Origin of the sequence: Roseomonas sp. OT10 (assembly GCF_020991085.1) — a bacterium.
Classification (GTDB): Bacteria; Pseudomonadota; Alphaproteobacteria; order Acetobacterales; family Acetobacteraceae; genus Roseomonas; species Roseomonas cutis.
Window position 1 is genome coordinate 3622478 of sequence record NZ_CP087719.1, and the last position, 25029, is coordinate 3647506.

20 protein-coding genes are annotated in these 25029 nt (G+C 71.8%); 9 read left to right on the forward strand and 11 right to left on the reverse strand.

Annotated elements, in window-relative coordinates:
- Positions 1–61: 61 nt before the first annotated feature.
- Entirely contained in the window at positions 62–823 is a 762-nt protein-coding gene (locus LPC08_RS16540; protein WP_230449333.1) for a DUF1194 domain-containing protein, read from the forward strand.
- Between the two features lie 55 nt (positions 824–878).
- On the opposite strand, the gene LPC08_RS16545 is transcribed toward LPC08_RS16540, so the two are convergent.
- Positions 879–1964: an alpha/beta fold hydrolase gene (locus LPC08_RS16545; protein ID WP_230449334.1), complete on the reverse strand. Its 1086-nt coding sequence runs from the start codon at positions 1962–1964 to the stop codon at positions 879–881.
- A gap of 119 nt (positions 1965–2083) precedes the next feature.
- Positions 2084–2494, reverse strand: a complete 411-nt coding sequence (locus LPC08_RS16550) for a DUF3775 domain-containing protein (RefSeq protein ID WP_230449335.1) — start codon at positions 2492–2494, stop codon at positions 2084–2086.
- Between the two features lie 191 nt (positions 2495–2685).
- Here LPC08_RS16550 and LPC08_RS16555 point away from each other — a divergent pair, with 191 nt between their 5' ends.
- Complete coding sequence (locus LPC08_RS16555; RefSeq protein ID WP_230449336.1) at positions 2686–3015, forward strand: hypothetical protein; 330 nt, start codon at positions 2686–2688, stop codon at positions 3013–3015.
- A gap of 16 nt (positions 3016–3031) precedes the next feature.
- Here the strand turns inward: LPC08_RS16555 and LPC08_RS16560 are convergent, their stop codons facing one another.
- From LPC08_RS16560 to LPC08_RS16580, 5 genes are read right to left on the reverse strand one after another with little or no spacing between them, the layout of a single operon-like run.
- Positions 3032–3751: a ribonuclease activity regulator RraA gene (locus LPC08_RS16560; RefSeq protein WP_230449337.1), complete on the reverse strand. Its 720-nt coding sequence runs from the start codon at positions 3749–3751 to the stop codon at positions 3032–3034.
- Positions 3752–3771: 20 nt separating this feature from the next.
- A complete protein-coding gene (gene araD, locus LPC08_RS16565; RefSeq protein ID WP_230449338.1) occupies positions 3772–5571 on the reverse strand; it encodes an L-arabinonate dehydratase in 1800 nt (599 codons plus the stop codon).
- A 51-nt stretch (positions 5572–5622) separates the two neighbouring features.
- On the reverse strand, positions 5623–7203 hold the full coding sequence (locus tag LPC08_RS16570) for an aldehyde dehydrogenase (NADP(+)) (RefSeq protein ID WP_230449339.1): 1581 nt from the start codon (positions 7201–7203) through the stop codon (positions 5623–5625).
- A 30-nt stretch (positions 7204–7233) separates the two neighbouring features.
- Positions 7234–8190, reverse strand: coding sequence for a 2-hydroxyacid dehydrogenase (locus LPC08_RS16575; protein WP_230449340.1), 957 nt, complete (start codon positions 8188–8190; stop codon positions 7234–7236).
- Between the two features lie 20 nt (positions 8191–8210).
- Positions 8211–9176: a Bug family tripartite tricarboxylate transporter substrate binding protein gene (locus tag LPC08_RS16580; protein ID WP_230449341.1), complete on the reverse strand. Its 966-nt coding sequence runs from the start codon at positions 9174–9176 to the stop codon at positions 8211–8213.
- Between the two features lie 117 nt (positions 9177–9293).
- Between LPC08_RS16580 and LPC08_RS16585 the strand changes: the two genes are divergently transcribed.
- The 3 genes from LPC08_RS16585 (at position 9294) to LPC08_RS16595 (ending at position 12625) form a co-directional block, all read left to right on the forward strand.
- Positions 9294–10040 (forward strand): GntR family transcriptional regulator, encoded by a 747-nt coding sequence (locus LPC08_RS16585; protein ID WP_230449342.1) that lies wholly within the window; start codon positions 9294–9296, stop codon positions 10038–10040.
- A gap of 128 nt (positions 10041–10168) precedes the next feature.
- Positions 10169–11755 carry a bifunctional phosphoribosylaminoimidazolecarboxamide formyltransferase/IMP cyclohydrolase gene (purH, locus tag LPC08_RS16590; protein WP_230449343.1) on the forward strand — a complete coding sequence of 529 codons (1587 nt, stop codon included), beginning with the start codon at positions 10169–10171 and terminating at the stop codon, positions 11753–11755.
- Positions 11756–12157: 402 nt separating this feature from the next.
- Positions 12158–12625 (forward strand): META domain-containing protein, encoded by a 468-nt coding sequence (locus tag LPC08_RS16595; protein WP_230449344.1) that lies wholly within the window; start codon positions 12158–12160, stop codon positions 12623–12625.
- A gap of 259 nt (positions 12626–12884) precedes the next feature.
- On the opposite strand, the gene LPC08_RS16600 is transcribed toward LPC08_RS16595, so the two are convergent.
- Positions 12885–13295 (reverse strand): H-NS histone family protein, encoded by a 411-nt coding sequence (locus LPC08_RS16600; protein ID WP_230449345.1) that lies wholly within the window; start codon positions 13293–13295, stop codon positions 12885–12887.
- A 484-nt stretch (positions 13296–13779) separates the two neighbouring features.
- Complete coding sequence (locus LPC08_RS16605) at positions 13780–14046, reverse strand: DUF3297 family protein (protein ID WP_230449346.1); 267 nt, start codon at positions 14044–14046, stop codon at positions 13780–13782.
- A gap of 200 nt (positions 14047–14246) precedes the next feature.
- Between LPC08_RS16605 and LPC08_RS16610 the strand changes: the two genes are divergently transcribed.
- On the forward strand, positions 14247–15617 hold the full coding sequence (locus tag LPC08_RS16610; RefSeq protein ID WP_230449347.1) for a DNA recombination protein RmuC: 1371 nt from the start codon (positions 14247–14249) through the stop codon (positions 15615–15617).
- A 176-nt stretch (positions 15618–15793) separates the two neighbouring features.
- Here the strand turns inward: LPC08_RS16610 and LPC08_RS16615 are convergent, their stop codons facing one another.
- On the reverse strand, positions 15794–21205 hold the full coding sequence (locus tag LPC08_RS16615; protein WP_230449348.1) for a cadherin-like domain-containing protein: 5412 nt from the start codon (positions 21203–21205) through the stop codon (positions 15794–15796).
- Positions 21206–21398: 193 nt separating this feature from the next.
- On the opposite strand from LPC08_RS16615, the gene LPC08_RS16620 reads away from it, so the two are divergent.
- Positions 21399–22400, forward strand: a complete 1002-nt coding sequence (locus LPC08_RS16620) for an asparaginase (protein ID WP_230449349.1) — start codon at positions 21399–21401, stop codon at positions 22398–22400.
- Between the two features lie 129 nt (positions 22401–22529).
- Positions 22530–23252, forward strand: coding sequence for a class I SAM-dependent methyltransferase (locus LPC08_RS16625; protein ID WP_230449350.1), 723 nt, complete (start codon positions 22530–22532; stop codon positions 23250–23252).
- A 174-nt stretch (positions 23253–23426) separates the two neighbouring features.
- Here the strand turns inward: LPC08_RS16625 and LPC08_RS16630 are convergent, their stop codons facing one another.
- Positions 23427–24299: an alpha/beta fold hydrolase gene (locus tag LPC08_RS16630; RefSeq protein ID WP_230449351.1), complete on the reverse strand. Its 873-nt coding sequence runs from the start codon at positions 24297–24299 to the stop codon at positions 23427–23429.
- 285 nt (positions 24300–24584) lie between these two features.
- On the opposite strand from LPC08_RS16630, the gene LPC08_RS16635 reads away from it, so the two are divergent.
- Positions 24585–25007, forward strand: coding sequence for a MarR family winged helix-turn-helix transcriptional regulator (locus LPC08_RS16635; protein ID WP_370643256.1), 423 nt, complete (start codon positions 24585–24587; stop codon positions 25005–25007).
- Positions 25008–25029: the final 22 nt, after the last annotated feature.

Consider the following 25029-nt stretch of genomic DNA (forward strand, 5'->3'; position numbering starts at 1 on the left):
CGTTGCGACCGGGACACGCTTCCTGCTGCACTTGCTCCCTCAGGAAAGGGGGAGCGTGCCGATGCGTCGAAGGTCCCTTCTGCTGGCGGGCGGTGCCACGGCCATGGCCTCCCCCCTTGCCCTGCCAGCCCTGGGGCAGTCGCGGACACCCTGGGCCGATGCCACGCCGGAGGGCGAGCCGGTGGACGTGGCGCTGGTGCTGGCCGTGGACGTCTCCCGCTCGGTGGACGAGGACGAGGCGCGGCTCCAGCGCGAGGGCTACCGCAACGCCGTGACGGACGCCCGGGTGGTGCAGGCGATCCGCTCCGGTGACCTGGGGGCCATCGCCCTGGCCTATGTCGAATGGGCCGGGGCCGAATACCAGCGCCTCGTCATCCCCTGGACCCGCATCTCCAGCCAGGTCGAGGCGACGGCCTGGGCCGAGACCCTGGAGAAGGCGCCGCGGCAGTCCCTGTCCTGGACCTCCATCTCGGGGGCCATCGAATTCTCCCGCCAGGCCCTGGCCGCCGTGCCGCACGAGGCGACGCGGCGGGTGATCGACGTCTCCGGCGACGGGGTGAACAACAGCGGCCCGCCGGCCGAGGAGGCGCGGGACCGCGCCGTGGCCGAGGGCATCGTCATCAACGGCCTGCCCATCCTGAACGACCGGCCGACCTTCGGCCGGATGCCGCCCATCCCGCTGGACCAGTACTATGCCCAGAACGTGATCGGCGGACCCGGTGCCTTCGTCATCGCCGCCGAGGATTTCGAGGCCTTCGGCAACGCCGTCCGCCGCAAGCTGGTGCGCGAGATCGCCGGGCTGGACGGGCCGCGCCTCGGCTGAGGCAAAGCCCCCGCTCTCCGGGGGAACCGAGGCGGGGCGGCGGCCCCCGGTCCGGCTACCGTGCCGAGGCGGTCCGCCGGGGCAGGGTGTCGAGGAACTCGCCCAGCTCCTTCGCCCAGAAGCGCGCGAAGCCGGTGGTGCCATGCCCGCGGGTCTCGGCGCTGGCGGGGATCAGCAGCAGGCGGGCATTGGGCAGGCGGCGCAGCTCGCGCTCCATGATGCCCGTCTCGGGCGGGTTGCGCTCGTCGTCGGCCGCGTTGATCGCCAGCAGCGGCGCGACGATCCGCTCCAGCCGCGGCGATGCGTTGAACCCGCGCGAGGAGTTCCACTGGTAGAGGAAGTCGTTGGCATCCTGGTTGAAGGGGGCGGCCATGCGCTGGTCCAGGATGGCCTCCGCCTTCTCCCGCGTCGGCGCGGCCGCCTGCCAGGCGAAGTTGCCGCCGCTGGTCGCGATGGCGAAGAAGACGTTGAAGAAGCGGGCCGAACGCGGCTGCTCGGCATAATCGCCACCCTGCCAGGCCGGATCGGCGCGGATGCCGTCCACGATCATCCGGCGCGTCAGCCAGTTGCGGCCGGCCATCTCCGTGGGCTGGGAGGCCATCGGCACCAGCCCGTCCATCATCTCGGGATAGGCCACCCCCCAAAGCCATGCCTGCATCCCGCCCATGGAATTGCCGAGCACCAGGCGGAGGTGCCGGATGCCCAGCCCTTCGGTGATGAGGCGGTACTGGGCCAGGACCATGTCGTCGTAGTCGTATTCCGGGAAGCGGGCCCGCATCCCGTCCGAGGGCTTGGCGGACCGTCCGTGGCCGAGCGCGTCGGGCAGGATGATGAAGTGGCGGCGGGCATCGAGCGGCTGCCCGGGGCCGAAGAGCTGCCCGGCGAAGTCCTGCGTCAGCATCCCGGCACCGGAGCCGGAAGTCCCGTGGAGGATCAGCACCGGCTCGCCGGCGGGATCGCCCAGGGTGCGGTAGTGCAGCGTCACCTCGGAAAGGGTCTGCCCGGTGTGGAAGCGGAAGTCCCGCGCCACCCAGCTCCCCTCCCGGGGGGCGGGATAGTCGGCGGCCCGGCCGATCACCGTCGCCATGGCCAGAAGCGCGGCGGCCATGGCCAGCATGGGCCACAAACGCGAACGGAGCATGCGTTCCTCCCTTGCCCGGCGTGGCGCGCCCTTCCTGGGCGTCTCCCGCGCCGGGGGAGGTCACGATGCCGCCGTGGCCCGCGCCGAGGCAAGCAGCGCGGCGACCAGGGCCCCGTGGATCAGCGGGCGATCTCCTCCGCACTGATGCCGAAGGCTTCCAGCCCCTCGGACAGCAGGTCGCCCAGCATCTCCATGCCCATGAGATAGGTCGCCGCGCCCCCGGCCTCGTTGCGCTCCCGGGCCAGCCGCACCGCCTCCTCCCAATCCTCGGCGTCGTAATCCCCTCGCCCGACCCAGGCGAGGGCGATCAGCGCCGCCTGCTCGTCCTCGTTCAGGACGTTGATCTGCTCCTCCAGCGCCTCGGCCAGGGCGTCCGGATCGTTGTCCTCCGGGTTCTCCTCGTCCTGGAGGTCCTCGTTGCTCTCGTCCTCCTCCATCTCGTCCACCGCGCGGGCGGCGTCGATGATGCTCACGACGGTGGGAACGGTGATGCCGAGATCCACGTCGTCATCCTCTGGGCGGTCGCTCATGGTCGTTCTCTCATGCGGGTGGCCTGCCGCCGCCCCAACGCGGCAACCGCGCCATCGGCTTCGCGTTCGAATCGCCGATCCCGACGTCGCACCGGCGGAAGCGGCCCTCCCGGCAGGGTCGCCCCGCCCCCACCCCGCCTTCCGGGGCCAGGGCGCGCCAGCGGGCCAGGTGATCGCAGAAAGGGGCGACGATGCGGAAACTTCTGACGCTTCTGCTGGCGGTCGCCGCCCCGGCCGGCATCGCCCCGATCGGCCTCGTCCCTGGTGGCGCCGCCCTCGCCGCCGATCAGATCGTCGCGCCGCCCATGCCGATGACGGTCCTCTCCACCCCGGCCTGCGCCGCCGCGGCGCCGCTGGTCCTGGGCAGCCTGCGGAACCTGCCGCGCGAGGTCGGCACCCGCCGCCCCGCCGCGCCGCCCACCCACTCGGCGTCAGAGCCGGAGGAGGAGGCCACGCTTCGCCCCGCCTTCCAGCTCTGCATCCCATCCGGCGCCGCTGCCCGTCCGGTCTACCGGACCTGACGGCACCGGCCGGGGATCAGCGGCCGTTGGCCTTGCGCCACTCCGCGAAGATCTCGAGGTTCTTCTCGTCCGTCGCCGGGTAGAGGCCGACGATGGTGTGCCCGTCCCGCACCCGCTCCGTCACGAAATCCTCGTAGGCGGTCATCTCCACCGCCTCGTTCGCGATCTCGTCGGCGAGGTGGGCGGGGATGATGATGACGCCGTCATTGTCGCCCACCACGATGTCGCCCGGGAAGACCGGGGCATCGCCGCAGCCGATCGGTACGTTGATGTCGATCGCCTGGTTCAGCGTCAGGTTGGTCGGCGCCGAGGGGCGGTGGTGGAAGGCGGGCATGTCCAGCGTCGCGATCTCCGCCGAATCGCGGAAGCCGCCATCCGTCACCACCCCCGCCACGCCGCGCGCCTGGAGGCGGGTGATCAGGATGCCGCCGGCCGAGGCGGCGCGGGCGTCCTTGCGGCTGTCCATCACCATCACCGCGCCGGGCGGGCAGTCCTCCACCGCCTTGCGCTGCGGGTGGGCGCGGTCGCGGAAGGCGGAGAGCTGGTTCAGGTCCTCGCGCGCCGGCATGTAGCGCAGGGTGAAGGCCGGGCCGACCATGCTCTCCTTCAGCGGGTGCAGCGGCCGCACATCCTGGATGAACTGCTGCCGCAGGCCGCGCTTGAACAGCGCGGTCGCGAGGGTGGCGGTGCTGACGCCCTTCAGCTTGTCCCGGGTCTCGGGCTTGAGCGTGGACATGGGGGTTTCCTCCGAAGGGCTCAGTAGATGACGGGCTCGGGCACGGGGGCGCCGAAATCGGTGCGCAGGAAGTCGAAGTCGCAGCCCTCGTCCGCCTGCTGGATGTGCTTGCTGAAGGCCCAGCCATAGCCGCGCTCGAAGCGGGCGGGCGGCGGGGTCCATTCGGCGCGGCGGCGCTCCAGCTCCTCGTCGGAGACGTCCATGTTGATCGTGCGCGCCTCGACGTCGATGGAGACGATGTCGCCCGTCTTCAGCAGCGCCAGCGGCCCGCCGACGAAGCTCTCCGGCGCCACGTGCAGCACGCAGGCGCCGTAGGAGGTGCCGGACATGCGCGCATCCGACAGGCGCAGCATGTCGCGCAGCCCCATCTTCAGCAGCTTCTTCGGCATGGGCAGCATGCCCCATTCCGGCATGCCGGGCCCCCCCTGCGGCCCCGCATTGCGCAGGACGAGGACGGAATCCGGCGTGAAGGGATAGCTCTCATCCTCGACGGCCTTCTTCATCGAGGGGTAGTCGTCGAAGACGAAGGCCGGGCCGGAATGCTTGAGGAACTTCTGGTCCATCGCCGCCGGCTTGATGACGCAGCCCGACGGCGCCAGGTTGCCCTTCAGCACCGCCAGCGAGCCCTGGCCGTAGATCGGGTTCGACAGCGGCCGGATGACGTCGTCGTTGAAGACCTTCGCGCCCTCGATGTTCTCGCCGACGGTGCGGCCGGAGACGGTCAGGCAGTCCAGGTGCAGGTGCTCGCGGATGTTGCTCATCAGCGCGCGGATGCCGCCGGCGTAGAAGAAGTCCTCCATCAGGTAGGTATTGCCCGAGGGGCGGACGTTGCCGATCACCGGCACGCGGCGGGAGTAGCGCTCGAAATCCTCCAGCCCGATCTCCTGCCCGGCGCGGCGCGCCATGGCGATCAGGTGGATGATCGCGTTGGTCGAGCAGCCCATGGCCATGGCGACCGCGATGGCGTTCTCGAAGGCCTCGCGGGTCTGGATCTTCTGCGGCGTCAGGTCCTCCCAGACCATCTCCACGATCCGCCGGCCGCTCTCGCTCGCCAGCCGGATGTGCCCCGCATCGGCGGCCAGCACGGAGGAGCCGCCCGGCAGCACCATGCCCACGGCCTCGGCGATCGCCGTCATGGTGCTGGCCGTGCCCATGGTCATGCAGGTGCCGTAGGAGCGGGCGATGCCGCCCTCCACGCCCAGCCAGTCCTGATCGGTGATCTTGCCCGCGCGCAGCTCGTCCCAGTACTTCCAGCTGTCGGAGCCCGAGCCGAGGGTCTTGCCCTGCCAGTTGCCGCGCAGCATCGGCCCGGCGGGCAGGAAGACCGCCGGGATGTTCATGCTGGTGGCGCCCAGCAGCAGCGCGGGCGTCGTCTTGTCGCAGCCGCCCATCAGCACCACGCCGTCCACGGGGTGGGAGCGCAGCAGCTCCTCCGTCTCCATGGCCAGCATGTTGCGGTACATCATGGTCGTCGGCTTGACGAAACTCTCGCTGACCGAGAGCGCGGGCAGCTCCACCGGGAAGCCGCCCGCCATCAGGATGCCGCGCTTCACGTCCTCCACCCGCGTCTTGAAGTGCGAGTGGCAAGGCTGCAGGTCGGACCAGGTGTTGACGATCGCGATGACCGGCTTGCCCGTCCACTCCTCGGGCGAATAGCCCATCTGCATCGCCCGCGAGCGATGCCCGAAGCTGCGCAGGTCGGCCGGGCCGAACCAGCGGCGGGAGCGCAGCTCCTCGACGGATTTGCGCCTTGGCTGGGCGGAATGCTCCGCCGGGTCGGCTTCCAGCGCCTGTGGCGGCAGGTCCGGTGTGTCGGTCATACGCGTCAACTCCTCCCCAATACCCTTACGCGACGCTCGGCGGTGTCCCGCTCAGTCCTGGCCCATCTTCCCATCCACCCGGCGCCACAGCTTCAGCGGGTTGCCGTCGCGGATCGCCTCCGGCAGCAGCCCCTCCGGGAAGTCCTGGTAGCAGACGGGCCGCAGGAAGCGCTGGATCGCCAGCGTGCCGACGGAGGTGGTGCGCCCGTCCGAGGTCGAGGGGTAGGGCCCGCCATGCACCATGGCGTGGCTGACCTCGACGCCCGTCGGGAAGCCGTTGACCAGGATGCGGCCGACCTTGCGTTCCAGGATCGGCACCAGCTTCTTCGCCAGCTCCAGATCCTCCGGCTCCATCTGGATGGTGGCGGTGAGCTGGCCCTCCAGACCCTCGGCCATCTCCTGCATCGTCTCCAGGTCCGGGCAGCGGATGACGAGGGAGGCGGCGCCGAACACCTCCTCCTCCAGCGCCGGGTCGGCGGCGAAGTGGGCGGCGGTGGTCGCGAAGATCGCGGCGCGGCCCTGGAGGCCGTTGGTGGAAAGCTGGCCCTCGGCCACCGTCTCCACCCGGTTGTTGGAGGAGAGCTTCTCCACCCCCTCCTGGTACGCCTTCAGGATGCCCGGGGTCAGCATGGTCTGGGCCGGCGCGCCGGTCAGCGCCTCGGTCGCGGCGCCGAGGAAGTCGTGCAGCTCCGGCCCCTCCACCGCCATCACCAGGCCGGGGTTGGTGCAGAACTGCCCCGCGCCCATCGTGAGCGAGCCGACGAAGCCCTTGCCGATCGCCGCCGCCCGCTTGGCCATGGCGCCGGGGAGGAGGAAGACGGGGTTGATGCTGCTCATCTCCGCATAGACGGGGATGGGCTCCTTGCGCGCGGCGGCGGTCTTCATCAGCGCCGTGCCGCCGGCGCGCGAGCCGGTGAAGCCCACCGCCTTGATGTGCGGGTTCTCGACCAGCGCCTGCCCGACCTTGGCGCCGGAGCCGAACAGCATGGAGAAGACGCCTTCCGGCAGGCCGCAATCGGCCACGGCCTTGGCGATGGCCTTGCCCACCAGCTCCGAGGTGCCGGGATGCGCCGAATGCGCCTTCACCACCACCGGGCAGCCGGCGGCCAGGGCCGAGGCGGTGTCGCCGCCGCCGACCGAGAAGGCGAGCGGGAAGTTGGACGCGCCGAACACCGCGACCGGGCCGACCGCGATCTGGCGCTGGCGCAGGTCGGCGCGCGGCAGGGGCTGGCGGTCCGGCAGGGCCGGGTCGATGCGGGCGCCGAGCCAGCTTCCCTCGCGCACCACGGCGGCGAAGAGGCGGAGCTGGCCGACGGTGCGGCCGCGCTCGCCCTCCAGCCGGCCGCGCGGCAGGCCGCTCTCCGCCATGGCGCGCACGATCAGCGCGTCGCCGATGTCGAGGATGTTCTGCGCGATGGCCTCGAGGAAGGCGGCGCGCGCCTCGAGCGTCGTCTCGCGGTAGGTGTCGAAGGCCGACCCTGCCAGGGCACAGGCGCGCTCGACCTCCTCCGCGCCGCCGCCGCCATAGGGCGGGTCCATCTTCTGATGGGTGGCGGCATCGACGGCATGGATCGCGCCCTCGCGGCCGCGGACGGCGGTGCCGCCGATCAGCATCTCTCCGGTGAGGGACATGGCGTTCTCCTGATCTTGTCGTGCGGCCGTTCAGACCGGGTCGAGGGGCGGCTTGCCTGCCAGCACGGCGGCGATGTTGTCCAGGGCCTTGAAGCCCATGGCGTCGCGCGTTTCCGTCGTGGCGCTGGCCACGTGCGGGGTCAGGAAGACGTTGGGCAGCTCCGCGAAACGGAGGTCGAAATCGGGCTCCTTGCGGAACACGTCCAGCCCGGCGGCGAAGAGGTGGCCGGAGGTCAGGGCGGCGATCAGCGCGTCCTCGTCCACCAGGGAGCCGCGGGCGGTGTTCACGAAGACGGCCCCCTTGGGCAGCAGGGCGAAAGCCTCGGCATCCATCAGCGTGCCCGCCTCGCCGCCCGGCAGGTGGAGCGAGAGGATCTCGCTGCGCGGCAGCAGGTCGCGGAAGGATTCCACGTACTCCGCCCCCTGCTCCAGCTCCGGGGCGAGGCGGCGGCGGTTATGGTAGAGGACGCGCATCCCGAAGCCGCGCGCCCGCCGCGCCATGGCCTGGCCGATCCGCCCCATGCCGACGATGCCCAGCGTCTTGCCGCTCGGCCGGACGCCCAGCAGGTCGGCCATGCCGAAGCCCTTGCGCCAGCCGGCGCGCATGATCGCCTCGTACTCGTGCCCGCGCCGGCAGGCGTTGAGCAGCAGCAGGAAGGCGAGGTCGGCGGTGCAGTCGGTCAGCACGTCGGGCGCGTTGGTCACGACGATCCCGCGCGCCTTCGCTGCCGCCACGTCCATGTGGTCCACCCCGGCGCTGGGGTTGGCGATGACCTTCAGGTGGTCGGGCAGCGACGGCATGTGCGCCGCGGTCAGCCTCACCCTGGGGCCGGAGAACAGCCCCGCCGCCCCATGCGCCGCCACGGCGGCGATGGCGCCCTCCGTGTCCAGGTCGGCCTCGGCCAGCACCGCGTCGAACTCCCGCCGCGCGCGCTCCGCCACCGCCGGGGGGACCCGGCGGGCGACCACGATCCGATGCTTCGCCATGCGCGGCCGCCCCTCCCCGCTCACTGCTTCTCGATCTTGGCGCTGGCCGCGACATCGGTCCACTTGCGGACCTCGGCGGCCACGAAGCGCTGCGCCTCCTCCGGCGTGCTGCCGATCACCTCCGCCCCCATGGCGGCGAAGCGGTCCTTCACCGCCGGCTGCTTCAGCACCTCCGCCACGTCGGCGGAGATGCGGGTGGCGGTCGCGGCCGGCAGCCCGGCCGGGGCCAGCATCACGCCCCAGGTGGAGGCGATGAAGTCCGGGAAGCCCAGCTCGCCCATGGTCGGCACGTCCGGCAGCTGCGGCAGGCGCGCCGGGCTGGGGGTGGCGAGCGCCTTCAGCTTGCCCGTCTGGATATGGCCCAGCGTCGCGGGCAGCGTGTCCACGATGAAGGCGACGCGGCCGGCCATCAGGTCGGGATGCGCGGCGGAGCTGCCGCGATAGGGGATCTGCTCGATGTCGGCGCCCATCATCATGTTGAACATGGCGCAGTAGAGCCCGCCCGTGCCGACGCAGGTGGCCTTGGCCGGGTCGCGCTTCGCGATGGCGATCAGCTCCGCCAGGCTGTTGGCGGGGTAGTCCGGCCCGGTCACCAGCACCAGCGGCACGGAATAGATCAGGCTGATCGCCGGCACGTCCTTCAGCGTGTCGTAGGGCGTGCGGTAGAGCGGCGCGGTCACCGCATGGACGATGGAGGTGACGGCCAGGGTGTGCCCGTCCGCCGGGGCCTTGGCCACCACATCCGTGCCGATGATGCCGTTGGCCCCGGCGCGGTTCTCCACCACCACCGGCTGGCCCCATTTCTGCGACAGCGGCTCGGAGAGCAGCCGCGCGGCGATGTCGGCGGCGCCGCCCGGGGTGAAGGGCACGACGACGCGGACGGAGCGGCTGGGAAAGGCTGCCTGGGCGGCGGCGCGGCGGCCGGCGAGCAGCAGCCCCGGCGCGGCGAGGCCCGCGGCGAGGGTGGAACGACGGGTGATGGTCATGGACACGACCTCCTGCTTGGCGGCCTCTGGCCGTCTTTTCCGCCCGACGGTGAGTTCCGCGGCGACTCCTAACTAATATATCAGATTTCAGTTGTCCATCGTGCTACGCTGCCCGGCATGGATTCCGCGACCTTCCTCCGCGCCGACCTGACCGCCGCCGGCCTTCCGGCGGCCGAGGGCGGCTTCGCCCGCGGTCCCTCCGCCGCGGCCTTCGCCTATGCCAGCCTGCGGCAGGCCATCCTGTCCCTCGCCATGCCCCCCGGGACCCAGCTTTCGCGCGCGGCGATCGCCGCCAGGCTAGGGGTGAGCCAGACCCCCGTGCGGGAGGCGCTGATCCGGCTGCAGGAGGAGGATCTGGTCGAGGTGGTGCCGCAATCGGCCACCCGCGTCGCGCGGATCGACCTGGACAGCGTCCGCTCCGCGCATTTCCTGCGCCTCGCCGTGGAGGTGGAGGCCGTGCGCCACCTCGCCGGCGCCCCGCCGCCCGGGCTGGTCGGCCGGCTGGAAGGCCAGATCGCCGCCCAGCGCGAGATGCTGTCGCGCGACGACCAGGCCGCCTTCACCCTGTCCGACGGTGCCTTCCACGCCCTGCTGCTGGAGGCCGCCGGGGTGGGCAGCCTGTCCGAGCTGATCCGCACCCGCAGCGGCCATCTCGACCGGCTCCGCCGCCTCGACCTCCCCGCCCCCGGCAAGCGCGAGGCCATCCTGCGCGACCACGCCCGCATCGCCGCTGCCCTCGCCGCCCATGACCCGGCGGCGGCCGAGGCGGCCCTGCGGGCGCATCTGGGCGGCACCCTGGCCCGGGTGGCGGAAATCCGCGACGCCACGCCGGGCTACTTCCGCGAGACCGCGCCCGCCGGCTGAGCGGCCCCGCCGCCGGATCGCCCGGGCGTCTGTTCCGGGCGGCGCCCCGCCCGCATAACCCGCCCGCGCCCCCGGGCTGCGAAGCCCGCGCTTGTTTCACGCCCGCGGCCCCGGCAGAAGCCCGCGCCATGACCGATATCCTTCCGATCCGGCGCGCGCTGCTCTCCGTCTCCGACAAGGCGGGGCTGGTGGAGTTCGCCCGTGCCCTCGTCGCCCATGGGGCGGAGATCCTGTCCACCGGCGGCACCGCCGCGGCCATCCGCGCCGCCGGCCTGCCGGTGAAGGACGTGTCCGAGCACACGGGCTTCCCCGAGATCCTGGATGGGCGGGTGAAGACCCTGGTGCCGCAGGTGCATGGCGGCATCCTGTTCCGCCGCGACGTGCCGGCGCATGTCGCCCAGGCGGAGGAGCATGCGATCGCGCCGATCGACCTGGTCTGCGTCGACCTCTACCCCTTCGAGGCGACCGTCGCGAAGTTCTCCCAGGGGGGCGCGTCCTTCGAGGACTGCATCGAGAACATCGACATCGGCGGCCCGGCGATGATCCGCTCGGCGGCGAAGAACCACGACCACGTCGTGGTGCTGACCGCGCCCGCGCAGTACGGCGCGGTGGTCGATGCCCTGGCGACCGGCGGCACCACCCTCGCCCAGCGCCGCGGCTTCGCGGCGGCGGCCTATGCCCGCACCGCCGCCTATGACAGCGCCATCGCCGCCTGGTTCGCCCGGCAGCAGGGCGAGACCTTCCCGCCCCGCCTCGCCTTCGCGGGGGTGCGGAAGCAGACGCTGCGCTACGGCGAGAACCCGCACCAGTCGGCCGCCTTCTACGTGGACGGCAGCGCCCGGCGCGGCATCGCCACCGCCGAGCAGGTGCAGGGCAAGGAGCTGTCCTACAACAACCTGAACGACACGGATGCGGCCTTCGAGGCGGTGGCGGAGTTCGAGGCCCCCGCCATCGTCATCGTCAAGCACGCCAACCCCTGTGGCGTGGCGCTGGGCGGGGACCTGGCCGGCGCCTGGGAGGCGGCGCTGCGCTGCGACCCCGTCTCCGCCTTCGGCGGCATCGTCGCGGCGAACCGCACCCTCGACGCGGCGGCGGCCGAGAAGATCGCCGCCATCTTCACCGAGGTCGTCATCGCCCCCGACGCGGATGCGGAGGCGCGCGCGATCTTCGCCCGCAAGAAGAACCTGCGCCTGCTGCTGACCGGCGGGCTGCCGGATGCGGGCGCGCCGGGGCTGACCTTCCGCTCCGTCTCCGGCGGCTTCCTGGCGCAGTCGCGCGATGCCGGCCGGATCGGGGCGGCCGACCTCAAGGTGGTGACGCGGCGCGCGCCCACCGAGGCGGAGCTGGCCGACCTGCTCTTCGCCTTCCGCGTCTGCAAGCACGTGAAGTCCAACGCCATCGTCTATGCCAAGGGCGGTGCCACCGTCGGCATCGGCGCGGGGCAGATGAGCCGGGTGGACTCTGCCCGCATCGCCGCCTGGAAGTCGGCCGAGGCGGCGAAGGCCGCCGGGCTGGACACGCCGCTGGCCCAGGGTTCGGTGGTGGCGTCCGACGCCTTCTTCCCCTTCGCGGACGGGCTGGAGGCGGCGGCCTCGGCCGGCGCAACGGCGGTGATCCAGCCGGGCGGTTCGATGCGCGACGCGGAGGTGATCGCGGCGGCCGATGCGGCGGGCCTTGCCATGGTCATGACGGGGATGCGCCACTTCCGGCATTGATCCGCCAGCCCCCGGGGCCAGGGAAGTTCCCTGGCCCCGGGGGTCAACGGTCCCGGCCGATGGACGTTCAGAACGGGCGGGTGCGCAGGCACCGGCACGCATGAAGACGCTGGATGTGACGCACCGGGCCGCGACGAAGTCCATCCGCATCGGTCACGATGGCCTGGCCGCCGTGCCGTCCCTGGACGGGAACGGCCAGGGGAAGACGTGGCCGCTGACCGGCCGGGACGATCGCCGCCCCGCGCGCCTTCGGCAGCACCCGCGAGGCGCTGCCGTCGAGCGAGCTGGGTGGATCGGTGGCGCCGCCGCTGGAGGCGGGCCGGATCGCCCTGCGTGCCGGGTGACGGTCCCCGCAACGCCCCCATGGGGGCGGATACCTCGACCACGGGAGGCACCGAGTTCATGCCACGACATATCTTCCGGGGCCTCGGCCCTCTCCTCGCCGCCGGCCTGGCCCTGGTGGCCTGCGCCAGCGACGGCACCCCGGCCACGGCGCAGCCCGCCCCGCCGCCCGTGAGCCAGAGTTTCGAAGGTGCGGCCTGGCGCCTGGCGGAACTGGATGGCCGGGCCATCGCCCCTGGCCCACGTGAGGCCTATGTGCAGTTCGATGCCGCCAGCGGGCGCGTCAGCGGCTCCGGCGGCTGCAACCGGATCGCCGGCTCCTATCGGCTGGGCGGGGGCAGCCTGACGCTGGGGCCGCTGATCAGCACGCGCATGGCCTGCCTCGATCCGCAGGCGAGCGCCACGGAGACCCGGTTCCTCGCCGTGCTGGAAGCGACCGCCGGCTATCGGCTGGAGGGCCGTCGCCTGATCCTGACCGATGGCGCCGGGATGCCCCTGGCCGTCCTGGAAGAGGCCACGAAGCGCTGATCGCCTGGGCGCCGGGGATGGGGATCATATCCCCGCCCGGCAGCGGGGCGAGATGAACGAGGCCGCCGGGGCCGGGAGGACCGACCGGATCTGCCGGGCCTCCTGAACCCTGTCCCCCGGCACGATTGGATTTGGCGGCGCGACCGGTCGGTGGCGCCGGGGCGCTCCCGGCGGGCACCTTGCCGGCCGTAGGGGAGCGCCGAAGGAGATAACCCCTCGGCACTTCCGCGCGGCGTTCCGGCGCCGCCAAACGAGCCGCCTACTGGATTCGGTACTCGTCCAGGGAATGGCCCTCGGCCTCCAGCGCGGAGAGCCACTTCGGACGGCGCCCGCGGCCGGTCCACTCCTCGCCATTCGGACCGCGATACTTCGCCGCCACGGTCGTGCCCGCGTCGCTGCGCGACTTGCGCCGGCCTTGCGGCACCGGGAGACGGGGCGTACCGCCCGGGACCAGCGCCTCCAGCGAGAGGCCCAGATCGGCGGCCTTCTCGCGGAACTCGTTCAGCAGCGCGGACTTCGCCTCGTCCATCTTCTCGGTACGCTTGGCCTCGGCTGCGGCGATCAGGGCGGTGAGCTCGGGAACGGTCAGCTTATCGAGGTCAGGGCCGGGGCGGCGGCCGGGGGTGGTGTCGTTTCGCTCGGCCATATCGGCCTCCATGGAATGTGTCATCGGTATTGCCCGCCTTGCGGCGGCATCGCCTTACAGGCCGCGGAACTGCAAGGAACGGCCTGGCGGTGGCCCCTGTCAGGACGAGCGACGATCCATCCCAGGGCGACGGAATGACCTGCCGTCATGGACCAAGTCTGCAGGGGTCATGATGGCGAATTTATGCCCTGGGCGAATCCATCCCGCACAGAATACCGGATAAAATCTTGCCGGCAAGTTTCCTGTAAATATCCCGTCCTTCAACAAGCGAAATTCGTTTCGCCAGACATAATAAAATGCGGGTTTCAGGATCAAGCCCATTGGGGCCCATCGGGATACGCGAATTTCGTCACATAGTGAAACACTGCGGCGAACATCAATCATGAACGCCTGATGGTAGGTATTTGATGAATTCGGCGCCACAACTGATGGGCGCGGCATTTCGCGGGTGCGCGAGGAAACGCCCCAGGGATCGCCGCTCCGGCTACCGGACCGGAGCAGCATCGCTTCACACCGCGGATGGCTCCCCGCCCGACTCCGCATCGCGGAAATAGGGCTCGACCTTTCCCTGCAGCTTCATCGTCATCGGGCGTCCCTTGCGATCCAACGTCTTGCCCATGCTCAGCCGGACCCAGCCTTCGCTGACGCAATATTCCTCGACGTTGTTCTTCTCGACGCCCTTGAAGCGGACCCCAACGCCCCGCTCCAGCAGGGCCGCGTCGAAATAGGGGCTGGTCGGATCGGCCGCGAGGCGGTCGGGCGGGGTATCGGTCATCTGCGGAACTCCGTGCTGGGCGGGGCCCCGGGACCGGGTGCCGCGCGTCAGGCAAGGGCGGGGTGATAGCCATACCGTCCGCCATCATCAAATCCGCGCCCCCCCGGCCGCAACGCGCCGCTCCCTCTCCGGGTGGGCAGCGCGGTGCCGAGGGCCCATAACGGCGACAGGAACGAAAGGTGTCCCAAAGGAGTCGCCGCTTGGATCTCTGGCTGGTCCTTCTCGTCGCCCTGGCGCCGGGCCTGCTCGCCATCGGGGTGGTGCTGCTGCGCCGCCCGCCGGCCCCGGGCCTGACCGCGGAGGCCATGCTGCCGCTGGTCGAGCGCCTGGGTGCGCTGCAGTCCGGCATGGGCGAGCAGCTTGCCCGCCAGGGGCGCGAGGTGGAGGCGGCCATCGCCGCGCAGAACCAGCGCCTCGCCGAGGCCCAGGCGGCGGCGGCCGAGCGCGCCCGCCTGCAGGAGGGAGCCCTGGCCGAGCAGCTCGCCCGGGCCACCCGTGCCATGACCGACAGCCTGGCCGAGCAGGCGCGCCGCGTGGGCGAGGCGGCGGCCGCGCAGAACGAGCGCCTCGCCCAGCAGGAGAAGGCCCTGGCCGACCGGCTGGCGGCGGGTACGACCGGGTTGCAGGCGGCGCTGGCGGCGCAGAACGAGCGCCTGAACGCCGCGCTGGCCGGGCAGACGGAGAAGGTGAACCGCCAGCTCGGCGAGCAGTTCGCCGCGACCCAGGAGACGGCCAAGGCGATCGGCGAGCGGCTGGCGGTGATCGACGCGGCGCGCGGCAACATCGAGGCGCTGGGCGCGCAGGTGACGTCGCTGGCCGGCATCCTCTCCAACAAGCAGACGCGCGGTGCCTTCGGCGAGGTGCAGCTGCGCCGGCTGGTCGAGGACCGGCTGCCGGCGGACGGCTTCTCCTGGCAGCATACCCTGTCCAACCGGCACCGCGCCGACTGCCTGATCCACCTGCCGCACCCGCCGGGGCCGGTGGTGGTGGACAGCAAGTTCCCGCTGGAATCCTGGCGCGCCGGCCGGGAGGCGGGAGACGAGGCCGCCCGCGTGCTGCACGCCCGCGCCTTCGCCTCCGACGTGCGCAAGCACGTCACCGACATCGCCCAGAAGTACCTCATCCCCGGCGAGACGGCCGAGGGCGCGCTCCTCTTCGTCCCCTCCGAGGCGATCTATGCCGAGTTGCACGCCGACCACGCAGCACTCGTGGAGGAGGCGGCGCGGCGCGGGGTCTATGTCGTCTCGCCCTCCACCCTCTGGGCGGTGCTGGGCACCATGCGGGCGCTGATGCGCGACGTGCGCATCCGCGGCGAGGCGGCGCGCATCCAGACGGCGGTGCGCACCCTGCTGGACGACGTGACCCGGCTGGACGACCGGGTGGACAACCTCAAGCGGCACTTCGACCAGGCGGAGAAGGACATCCGCCAGATCGAGATCAGCCGCGACAAGATCGTGCGCATCGGCCAGCGCATCGGCGAGGTGGAGCTGGAGGACGAGGCGGGCCCGGCCCTGAAGCTGGGCCAGGACGACCTGGCCAGCGTGCCGCCGGCCGCCCTTCCGCGCGCCTAGGCCCACTCGCCGGGAGCGGCCTCGGTTGGAGGCGGGACGCCGTTCGGGCGGAAGGCCGCGGCATCCCCGGTGATGGTCCGTGAACCGGGAATGTCCCGGAACGGGCCGCGGCCGGCCGTTCCGGGCCGGCCGCTTGGGCTTGCCTCTGGACTGCCGGCGGACGCCTGGCGCGCGCCCTAGTCCCAGGTGCCGTCGGTCACGGCCATCCGCCCCTCGTAGCGGCCGTGCGACAGGTAGTGCAGCAGCGGATTGACGCCCGCGGCGGCCACGTCGGCATTCGCCGACAGGTAGTCGCCCGTGTCGAAGCGCGCCGAGGGGTCGCGGCCCTCGCGCCAGCCGAATTCGAGATAATGCAGCAGCGGGTTCAGGCCCGAGGCCGCGACGTCGCCATAATGCGCCTGGTAGCCGAGCGTGTCGAAGAAGGCGTTCGGGTCCCGCCCCGCGGCCGCGCCGAAACGGGTGTAGTGCTCGAACGGATCGAAGCTGCTGCGCGCGACGTCGGCATAGGTCGTGAGGTAGAAGGCCCCATCCACGCCGCCCGCCGTGGCGAGGTAGCTGGTGCGCCCCTCCGCGATGCCGGAGTGCAGGAAGTGCAGCAGCGGGTTGACGCCCGCGGCGGCCACGTCGGGATTCGCGTCGAGGTAGGCCCGCGTGTCGAAGATCGTCGAAGGATCGACGCCTTCCTTCCAGCCGAACTCCGTGTAGTGGGTCAGGGGATCCATCCCGGACGCGGCGACGTCGGGGCGCTGCACCGCATAGGCATGGCTGTCGAAGAAGGCATTCGGATCGCGTTGCTCCCCGATGCCGAAGCGCAGGTAGTGGTCATAGGCGTCCATGCCCGCCTGCCCGACATCGGGATTGCTGAGCAGGTAGTAGCTCGGGCTGAAGCCGTTGGGCAGCAGGTTGCCGATCGCCGGCGGCGCGGTGCGTCCCTCCGCCGCGCCATGGGTCAGGAAATGCCCCAGCGGGTCGATGCCGGCCGCCGCCACGTCCGGGTTGCGGGCCAGGTAGGTTTCCACGTCGAAGGCGGCGGACGGGTCGCGGCCCTCGCGCCAGCCCAGCGTCTGGTAGTGCTGCAGCGGGTCGGCCCCCGCGGCCGCGACGTCCGGATTGGCGGAGCGGTAGCCGGCCGCATCGAAGCCGATCCCGGCCACGCCGTAGCCCGCGAACGGCATCGCCGCCCGGCCCGGCACGCCCCCTCCGCCCGGCTCGCCTCCACCCCCCGGCTCGCCTCCGCCGCCCGGCGGGGCCTCGATGCCGGACACCCTCACCAGCGCGGTATCATCCTCGCCGGGCACGCGGTTGCCCGGGGTGGAATCCGGGTCCGGCTCGGCCGAGGCGGCGATGTCGGCCTGCAGGGCGAAGGGGCCCTGCTGCTCCACCCGCGCGGTGACGGTCAGCTGGCGCGTCGTCCCGCCATCCAGGCCGCCGACGTCCCACACCCCGGTGGCGGCATCGTAGCTGCCCTGCAGCGCGGAGGCCGAGACGAAGGACAGCCCGGCGGGGAGGAGGGCATCCACCTTGATGCCGCTCGCCGTGCCCGGACCGGCATTGTTCAGCGTCAGGGTGAAGGTCACCACGCCGCCGACGGCCACGGCCGCGAAGTCGGCAGCGGCCACCAGGGACAGGTCGGCCTCGGTGGGCGGCGGCAAGGTCACGGCCACGGTGGCGGCGGCGTCCTGCGACAGGGTGCCGTCCGTGACCGCATAGGTCCACCCGTCCGTGCCGGCGAAGCCGGCATTGGCCCGGTAGTCGAAGCTGCCATCGGCGCGCAGCGTCAGGGTGCCGTTCTGCGGCCCGGTGACGAGGCGCGCGAACAGCCGGTCGCCATTGCCGTCGCTGTCGTTGGCCAGCACGCCGGTCGCCGCCGGGACCGTGAGCAGCGTCCCGGCCACGGCCGCGTAGCCCTCGCCGGTCGCCACCGGCGCGGCATTGACGCCGGCCACCGCCACCAGCGCGGTGTCGTCCTCGCCCAGCACGCGGCTGCCCGGGGTGGAATCCGGGTCCGGCTCCGCCGAGGCGGCGATCTCGGCCAGCAGGGCGAGCGAGCCCTCCTGCTCGACCCGTGCCGTGACGGTCAGCTGGCGGGTGAGCCCGTCGCGCATGTTGCCGACGTCCCATACGCCGGTGGTCGCGTCGTAGCTGCCCTGCAGCGCGGAGGCCGACTCGAAGGACAGCCCCGTGGGAAGGAGCGCATCCACCTTGATGCCGCTGGCCGTGCCCGGGCCGGCATTGTTCAGCGTCAGGGTGAAGGTCACCACGTCGCCGACCGCGACGGCCGTGCTGCTGGCGCGGGCCGCCAGCGACAGGTCGGCAGGGCCGGGCGGCGCCGGCTCCGCGGCGACGCTGGCCACGACGATGTTGTCGGCCGCGGAGCGCTCGACGACCGAGCTGCCGGTGAAGGTCGCCTCCGCCACGGCCACGTAGTCGCCGGCGGCCTGGGGCAGGACGCGGAAGGTGACGGACTGGTTCTCGCCGGGCTCCAGCGTGCCGAAGTTGAACGAGGCCGAGCTGACGGAGGAGGAGTTGAGGCTGCCCTTGGTGCCGGTGGCGCCGAGGAACCGGACCTCGGAGGGAAACTGCTCGCGCAGCAGCACGCCGGGCGCCGCCGCCAGGCCCGCATTGGTCACCGTGACGGTGAACTCGAAGGCCGTGCCCAGCGTGATGTCGGCGGGCAGCGCGCCGTGGGTGACGACGAGGTCGGCCAGGTTGCTGGCCACCACCTGCACCGTGTTGCTGTCGAGGTTGTCGATCGGGTCCTGCTCGTAGGTGCCGCTCGTGATCGAGGCGGAGAGATCGATCGGCCCCGCCGCGGCGGGCGCGCGCAGGGTCAGGGCGAACTCGCCCGAGGCCCCCACGGCCAGGTCGCCGACGGCGATCGTCACCTTCTGGCCCGCCACCGTCGCCGCCACGCTGCTGCCGACGAAGGCCACGCCGGCCGGCAGGTCGATCTCGATCGTGGCGCCGGGGGCGGCGCCGTCGCCGATATTCCCGTAGGAGACATCCACGGTGAAGTTCTGGCCGAGCACGGTCGAGGCGGGCGGATCGATGCGCACGGAGAGGTCGGTGCCGCCGCCCACCGTCACCGTCCCCGGGGCGGTCACGGTCACCGGCGCGCTGCCGCCGTCATCGGCGACGCCGTAGATGGTATAGGTGCCCGGGGCGACGTTGGCGGGCGTCCAGACGAAGCGGCCGGCCGCCGATTCCGACAGGCCGGAGGCGATCACCACGCCGCCGGTGCCCGGCGTGTCCGTGGTGGCGTAGAGCGTCACGGTGGCGTCGGAATCCGTGTCGCCGAGGACGTAGTCGACCGTCACGGCGCCGGTGGCGGCATCCTGCACGACGCTGCCGAGGGACAGGACCGGCGCGGCCTCGCCGACGATGGTCTGGTACTCGACCAGGCCGAGGTCGAGCGCCGACACCACCTCCAGCCGCCAGATGCCGCCGGGCAGCCCGGCGGAGCCCACGGCGCGTCCGGTGTCGCTGGACAGCTCGGTGATCACCGCGAAGCCGGCGGCGGCGAAGCCGCTCTCCTCGTAGACCGTGCCGTCCGGCCCGATCAGCCGCAGCTTCGCATCCGGGTCGGGCGTCTCCCAGGTGACGGTGAAGACGGTGGTCTCGGCGCCGGCGGGCACGTCGAAATCGGCGCCCGGCGCCGCCGCGAAGGGCGTGAAGGCCACGCGCGCGAAGGAGGGCGCGAAGCTGGCGCCGGACAGCATCCCCACGTCCGTGGCGTCGATCATCTTCGGCGTGAGGATGTCGTCGAAGTTGAAGCGCAGGCCGATCGTCTGGTCCTTGTACTGGACCGGCAGGCTGAAGGTCGGGAGGGAGACGGTGGTCCAGCCGGCGATGAAGTCGTTGGAGAAGTTGCCGTCGTTGTTGAAGGAGATGGCGTAGTTCGAGGAGGTGAAGGTCTTGCCGCTGAAGATCTTCAGCCCCCACAGGTCGTTGGTGGGGAAGCCCAGCGTGGCGCTGCCGGTGACGGAGAGGGAGAATTCGGGGTTGAAGACGGTCTTGAAGGTGTCGCCGGTCTTGATGAAGCCGTTCATGATCGACTTGCTGCCGGCGACGGTCAGGGTCGACTTGGGCACGTCGTACTCGATGGACCCCGTGGCCACCACGGCGGAGAAGCTGCCGAGGTTGAGCATCTTGAGCTGCGCCGAGGTCCCCCACTTGTCGGCGCCACCGGTGATGGTGCCGGAGAGGTTGAGGATGCCGACCTCCTTGTCGATCAGCGGCAGCTTGTATTCCGGCAGGTAGGAGACCTCGCCCGTGAGGCTCCACTGCGCGGCCGTCGTGTCGTTCGGCGCCAGGTTCTCGCCCGAGATGCCGATCGACTGGCCGAACCAGCCGGAGGCCCCGAGCGGGACCTGGCCGCTGAGCTTGAGGCCGAAGCTGTTGAGGGCGAGCTCGGGGATGAAGACGCCGCCGAAGCTGGCCTCGACCCCGGGATTCTTCACCTTGCCGAAGCCCGGCAGGCTGACGTTGAACTTGCCGCCCACCTCCAGCGTGCCGAAGTCGAGATAGGCGGTGGCCTCGCTCAGCCCGAACTTGCCGAACTTGGTGCCCTTGTTGCCCCCCGACTCCGTGAAGTCGAGATCCTTCAGCGCCAGCTCGATGCGGCCCTCGACGCCGTCGGGGCCGTAGGTGAAGGGCTTACCCTCGGCGGTCTTGACCGTGTAGACGCGGCCGGTCGGGATGCCCTTGAACGGCGTCTCGATGGAGAACTCGCCCTCGACCTTCAGCTTGTCGCCGCTGCCGTCGTACTCGAACTGCAGGTTGGCGGACTTCACGCCCCACTTCTCGCCGACCGAGAAGGCGCCGGGCAGGACCAGGGAGGTGCGGTCCAGCACGATGCCATTGGCGCCGATGGTCATGTCCGGGAAGGCGCCCGGGGCGATGACCAGGCCGCCGAGCCCGGCGGGAAGCTGCGGGCCGATGTCGGCGGTGATGGTGCGCGGCCCCAGCGTCATGCCGGCGATGCCGTAGTTGAGCGCCGCCAGCTTGTGCTCGTTGCCGTCATCCGCGTCGTCGACGACGGTGACCTGGCCGGTGCTGAAGTCGAGGTTGAAGCTGCCCTCGAACAGCGCGCCGTTCAGGGTGCGGATCGCGCTGTAGACCGTGCCGGAGGAGACGCGCAGGCCGGAGGCGTCGTATTCCGCGACCGCGTTCTCCACGCGCAGCAGGCTCGACCCGCCCTTGTAGGCGATCAGGATGGTGCCGGTCGCGTCGCAGTCGCCGTCGCCATCCGTGTCCTCCCAGCCGCCCAGGGCGGTCAGGATGAAGGGATCGGGGTCGGCGCAGGCGCCCTCGCTGACCGTATAGACCCAGGCCGTCCCCTGGTCGTTGGTCGCGAGGATGATCTGCACCTCCTCGGCAGTGCCGGTCGGGATGGTGACCGTCCCGGAGCGGGAGCCGGAGACGAAGCCGGTGTTCAGCAGATCCTTGCCGTCGTAGCGGATGATCAGCTGATCCGGGATGGAATACATCTCGTAGTTGTAGGTGATGGTGCCACCACCCTTCCGTCCCAGGGACAGCGTCTGCTGACTGCCCTCGTAGCCGCCAGAATCGGAAACGGAATTCGACATTTCGTGGCGATTCCTCGAAAGGTTACGCAATCTTTATGATGCGCCGCTACGATGTGCAACCGTCTCCCCGGCGCCGAAGGCCCTTTCCGCCCCCAGGACATGCCGGTCGCCGCCCCGTCCAGCGCCGGCCGCCGGCGGATTTCCGTTCCCTCCCCCTGGTCCGGACGGCGCGGCCATGGGAGGACATGCCCCCATGCAGGATCCCATTCTGGTCGAGGTGATGCGCGGCGGGCTGGTGGAATCCCGCCATGCCGGCGCGGTCGCGGTGGTGGACGCGAAGGGCGGGCTGGTGCTCGGGCTCGGCGACATCGACCGCCCGGTCTTCCCCCGCTCGGCGGTGAAGGTCATCCAGGCCCTGCCCATGGTCGAGAGCGGCGCGGCCAGCCGCTTCGGCCTGGACCAGGAGGAGCTGGCCCTGACCTGCGCCTCGCATGGCGGCGAGCCCCGGCACGTGGCCGTGGCGCGCGGCGTGCTCGCGAAGCTGGGGCTGGAGCCGGACTGCCTGGAATGCGGCGTGCAGTGGCCCAGCACCACCTCCGCCTCCCAGGCCCTGGCCCGCGCCGGCGAGAAGCCCTCCGCCCTGCACAACAACTGCTCCGGCAAGCATTCCGGCTTCCTGTGCCTGGCCTGCGACCTCGGCGCGCCGCCGCCGGGCTACGTCCTGGCCGACCATCCGGTGCAGCGGCGGGTGACCGCGACCCTGTCCGAGGTGACGGGGGCGAGGCTGGACGAGACCAACCGCGGCATCGATGGCTGCTCCATCCCGACCTACGCCATGCCGCTGCGCGCGGTGGCCCTGGGCTTCGCCCGGATCGGCACGGGCGAGGGCCTGCATCCCGACCGTGCCGATGCGGCCCGGCAGCTCCGCCGGGCGGTGGCGGAGCACCCCTTCCTGGTGGCCGGCACGCGGCGCTTCGACACGGTGGTGATGGAGGCGCTGGGCGAGCGCGCCTTCCTGAAGGTCGGCGCGGAGGGGGTCTATACCGCCGCCCTGCCGGAGCTGGGCCTGGGCGTGGCGCTGAAATGCGACGACGGCGCCAAGCGCGGGGCGGAGGCGCTGATGGCCGCCCTCCTCCTCCGCCTGCTGCCGCTCTCCGACGCCGAGGCGGCAGTGGTGCGGCCGCTGGCCGAGCCGGTGCTGAAGAACTGGAACGGCCTGGAGGTCGGCCGGGTCCGCCCCGTCCTGCCGGCCTGACCCCGTGGCCGCCGGGGCCCTTCCCGGCGGTGAAACACTAAGACCCTCGTGATGAACGCGCTTCCCAACTTGCACCCCGTCCCGGTGTGGTCTAGCGCATCCGTGCAGGCAGGAGACGCTGGAAACGCGATGTCGTCGGTGCTGGATCAGGGTGCGGCCAGGGGCGCCGTGAATGGCGCCGTTCATGGGGACCACCCCCGGGCGGCCCTGGATGCCTCCGCGGTGCGGGACGCCTACCGCCGCTGGGCGGGGGTCTACGACACCGTGTTCGGCGGCGTCTCGGCCTTCGGGCGCAAGCGGGCGGTGGCGGCGGTGAACCGCCTGCCGGGCGCGCGGGTGCTGGAGGTGGGGGTGGGCACGGGCCTGGCCCTGCCCAGCTACCGCCGCGACAAGCGCGTGGTCGGCATCGACCTGTCGCGCGAGATGCTGGAGAAGGCGCAGGAGCGCGTCGCCGCCGAGGCCCTGCCCAACGTGGACGGGCTGCTGGAGATGGACGCGGAGTCCATGGCCTTCGCCGACGACTCCTTCGACATCGCGGTGGCCATGTTCACCGCCTCGGTCGTGCCCGACGCGAAGAAGCTCTTCGCCGAGATGAGCCGCGTCGTCCGCCCCGGCGGCCGGCTGCTCTTCGTCAACCACTTCGCCGCCGAAGCCGGGCCACGCTGGTGGGTGGAGCGGGCGATGGCCCCGCTCTCCCGCGTGCTGGGCTGGCACCCGGATTTCGCCCTGGACGCGCTGCTCGACCGGGCCACCACGGAGGTGGAGGCGCTGGAGCCCTGCCCGCCGGCCGGGCTCTTTACCCTGGTCCAGGTGCGCAACGGGGTGGAGGCGCGTCAACTGGCGGCGGCCTGATAGCCGGCGGCCCCTCGCCGGCCCCGAAGCCCTGGCGCCGGAGCATCGGCGCCGCGGCGGGGGACCGGATCCCGGCTCTGCGCTCCGCTGCGGGGCCGGAGGCGCGCGGGGACCGGTCGTGTGGGGACCGGCCCCGCGGGACGGCGCCCTCCCCGCCGTCAGCCACGCCCGCGCTCAGCCTTGCGTGGGCGCCCTGACGAAGCCGGTGATGGCCGCCATCAGGGCCTCGGGCTCGTCGGCGCGGATCGAGTGGCTGCTCTCCTCGAAGATCCGCAGGGTCGAACCGGGGATCAGCCGATGGATCTCCTCGGAGAAATCGGGCGGGCAGATCCAGTCGTGGCGGCCGGCCAGGATCAGGGTCGGCGCGGTGATCTTCCCCAGCTCGGGCCGCAGGTCGAAGCCGCGCAGCACCCCGCCGGGCCCGAAGGCCCGATTCAGCGGCTCCGGCGCATAGCGCGCCCGCGCGCGGGACGCCTCGCCTGCCACGGGATCGTAGCGGCGGGAATAGAGCGGCCCCATGGCCGCGTAGTAGTCCCGCATCTGCTCCACCGTCTCGAAGCCGCCGGCCCAGAGCCGCTCGCAGACCCGCTGCTGCCCGGGGGTGCCATGCTGCCGCACGAAGGCCTCGGCCCGCGGGATGAACCCGCCATGCGCGGCGGTGACGATCAGCACCAGATGGGAGACCGCCTCCGGGTAGCGCGCCGCATGGGCCATGGCGACCATGCCGCCGTAGCTGGTGCCCAGGCTGACGATGGGCCCCAGGCCCAGGTGGCGGCGCAGCGCCTCCATGTCCTCGACATTCTCGTCCAGCGTGTAGCGCTGCGGGTCCCCCCTGGCCGAGCGGCCCTGGCCGCGATGGTCGAAATAGACCAGCTGCATGTGGTGGGAGAGCGGGGTGTAGCCGGGCTTGAAGCCACTGTGGTCGCCGCCCGGCCCACCATGGATGGCGAAGGCCACGGGGCGCTCCACCATCGCCGGCCCTTCCGGAACCAGCCCCATGCCCTCGACGTCGAACCAGATCTCCGTGTCCCGGACCCGTGCGCGCACGCGCCGTCTCCCTCTGCCGCCTATCGCGGCCCATGGTGACGCAGCCGGCCCCGCCGTCCAGGCCCCGGCGGGCGGATGCCCGCAAGCCGGATGGCCAGTGCCGCCAGGGTTGGCCAGCCGGCAGTTCCGCCAGGGGCGGCGCGCCCCGTCCGGCATCTCATGCGGGCGGGCTGTCTCCCACCGCCTTCAGGCGACGGCATGTGGGTTGACGTAAATCGTTGATATCAACTAATTAAAGCCATGCCGAAACCCCCGCCACCGGATGAGGATGCTTCCGGGGTCCCGGTGCCCTTCGCAACCACCCTGCATGTCCGTGACCATTGCCTCTGCCTGTTTACGCAGCGCGCCGCGCGGACGCTGGCACGGCGCTTCGACGAGGCGCTGCGCCCGCTGGGCCTGACCAACGGCCAGTTCTCCCTGATGATGTCGCTCAACCGGCCGGAGCCGGCGGCGATGGGCCCGGTCGCCGCCCTGCTGGGAATGGACCGCACCACCCTGACCGCCGCGCTGAAGCCGCTTGAGCGGCGCGGACTGGTCCAGGTCCTGGTGGACCCGGCGGACCGGCGCAGTCGGCGCCTGCGCCTGACCCCGGACGGGATGCGCCTGCTCGTCGAGGCCGTGCCGGTCTGGACCCGAACCCATGCGGCCGTGGAGAGCAGCCTGGCCGACCCGGATGCGTTGCGGCGGGAGCTGCGGGCCCTGGCCTGACACGGACGGCGGGATGCGTGGA

What these genes read in the sequence shown, in the direction of transcription:
- purH (WP_230449343.1), top strand. Translation starts at nt 10,169, where the DNA reads ATGACCGATATCCTTCCGATCCGGCGCGCGCTGCTCTCCGTCTCCGAC.
- LPC08_RS16625 (WP_230449350.1), top strand. Translation starts at nt 22,530, where the DNA reads ATGTCGTCGGTGCTGGATCAGGGTGCGGCCAGGGGCGCCGTGAATGGC.
- LPC08_RS16600 (WP_230449345.1), bottom strand. Translation starts at nt 13,295, where the DNA reads ATGACACATTCCATGGAGGCCGATATGGCCGAGCGAAACGACACCACC.
- LPC08_RS16570 (WP_230449339.1), bottom strand. Translation starts at nt 7,203, where the DNA reads ATGTCCCTCACCGGAGAGATGCTGATCGGCGGCACCGCCGTCCGCGGC.
- LPC08_RS16560 (WP_230449337.1), bottom strand. Translation starts at nt 3,751, where the DNA reads ATGTCCACGCTCAAGCCCGAGACCCGGGACAAGCTGAAGGGCGTCAGC.
- LPC08_RS16585 (WP_230449342.1), top strand. Translation starts at nt 9,294, where the DNA reads ATGGATTCCGCGACCTTCCTCCGCGCCGACCTGACCGCCGCCGGCCTT.
- LPC08_RS16575 (WP_230449340.1), bottom strand. Translation starts at nt 8,190, where the DNA reads ATGGCGAAGCATCGGATCGTGGTCGCCCGCCGGGTCCCCCCGGCGGTG.
- LPC08_RS16620 (WP_230449349.1), top strand. Translation starts at nt 21,399, where the DNA reads ATGCAGGATCCCATTCTGGTCGAGGTGATGCGCGGCGGGCTGGTGGAA.
- LPC08_RS16615 (WP_230449348.1), bottom strand. Translation starts at nt 21,205, where the DNA reads ATGTCGAATTCCGTTTCCGATTCTGGCGGCTACGAGGGCAGTCAGCAG.
- LPC08_RS16605 (WP_230449346.1), bottom strand. Translation starts at nt 14,046, where the DNA reads ATGACCGATACCCCGCCCGACCGCCTCGCGGCCGATCCGACCAGCCCC.
- LPC08_RS16540 (WP_230449333.1), top strand. Translation starts at nt 62, where the DNA reads ATGCGTCGAAGGTCCCTTCTGCTGGCGGGCGGTGCCACGGCCATGGCC.
- araD (WP_230449338.1), bottom strand. Translation starts at nt 5,571, where the DNA reads ATGACCGACACACCGGACCTGCCGCCACAGGCGCTGGAAGCCGACCCG.
- LPC08_RS16595 (WP_230449344.1), top strand. Translation starts at nt 12,158, where the DNA reads ATGCCACGACATATCTTCCGGGGCCTCGGCCCTCTCCTCGCCGCCGGC.
- LPC08_RS16555 (WP_230449336.1), top strand. Translation starts at nt 2,686, where the DNA reads ATGCGGAAACTTCTGACGCTTCTGCTGGCGGTCGCCGCCCCGGCCGGC.
- LPC08_RS16545 (WP_230449334.1), bottom strand. Translation starts at nt 1,964, where the DNA reads ATGCTCCGTTCGCGTTTGTGGCCCATGCTGGCCATGGCCGCCGCGCTT.
- LPC08_RS16580 (WP_230449341.1), bottom strand. Translation starts at nt 9,176, where the DNA reads ATGACCATCACCCGTCGTTCCACCCTCGCCGCGGGCCTCGCCGCGCCG.
- LPC08_RS16550 (WP_230449335.1), bottom strand. Translation starts at nt 2,494, where the DNA reads ATGAGCGACCGCCCAGAGGATGACGACGTGGATCTCGGCATCACCGTT.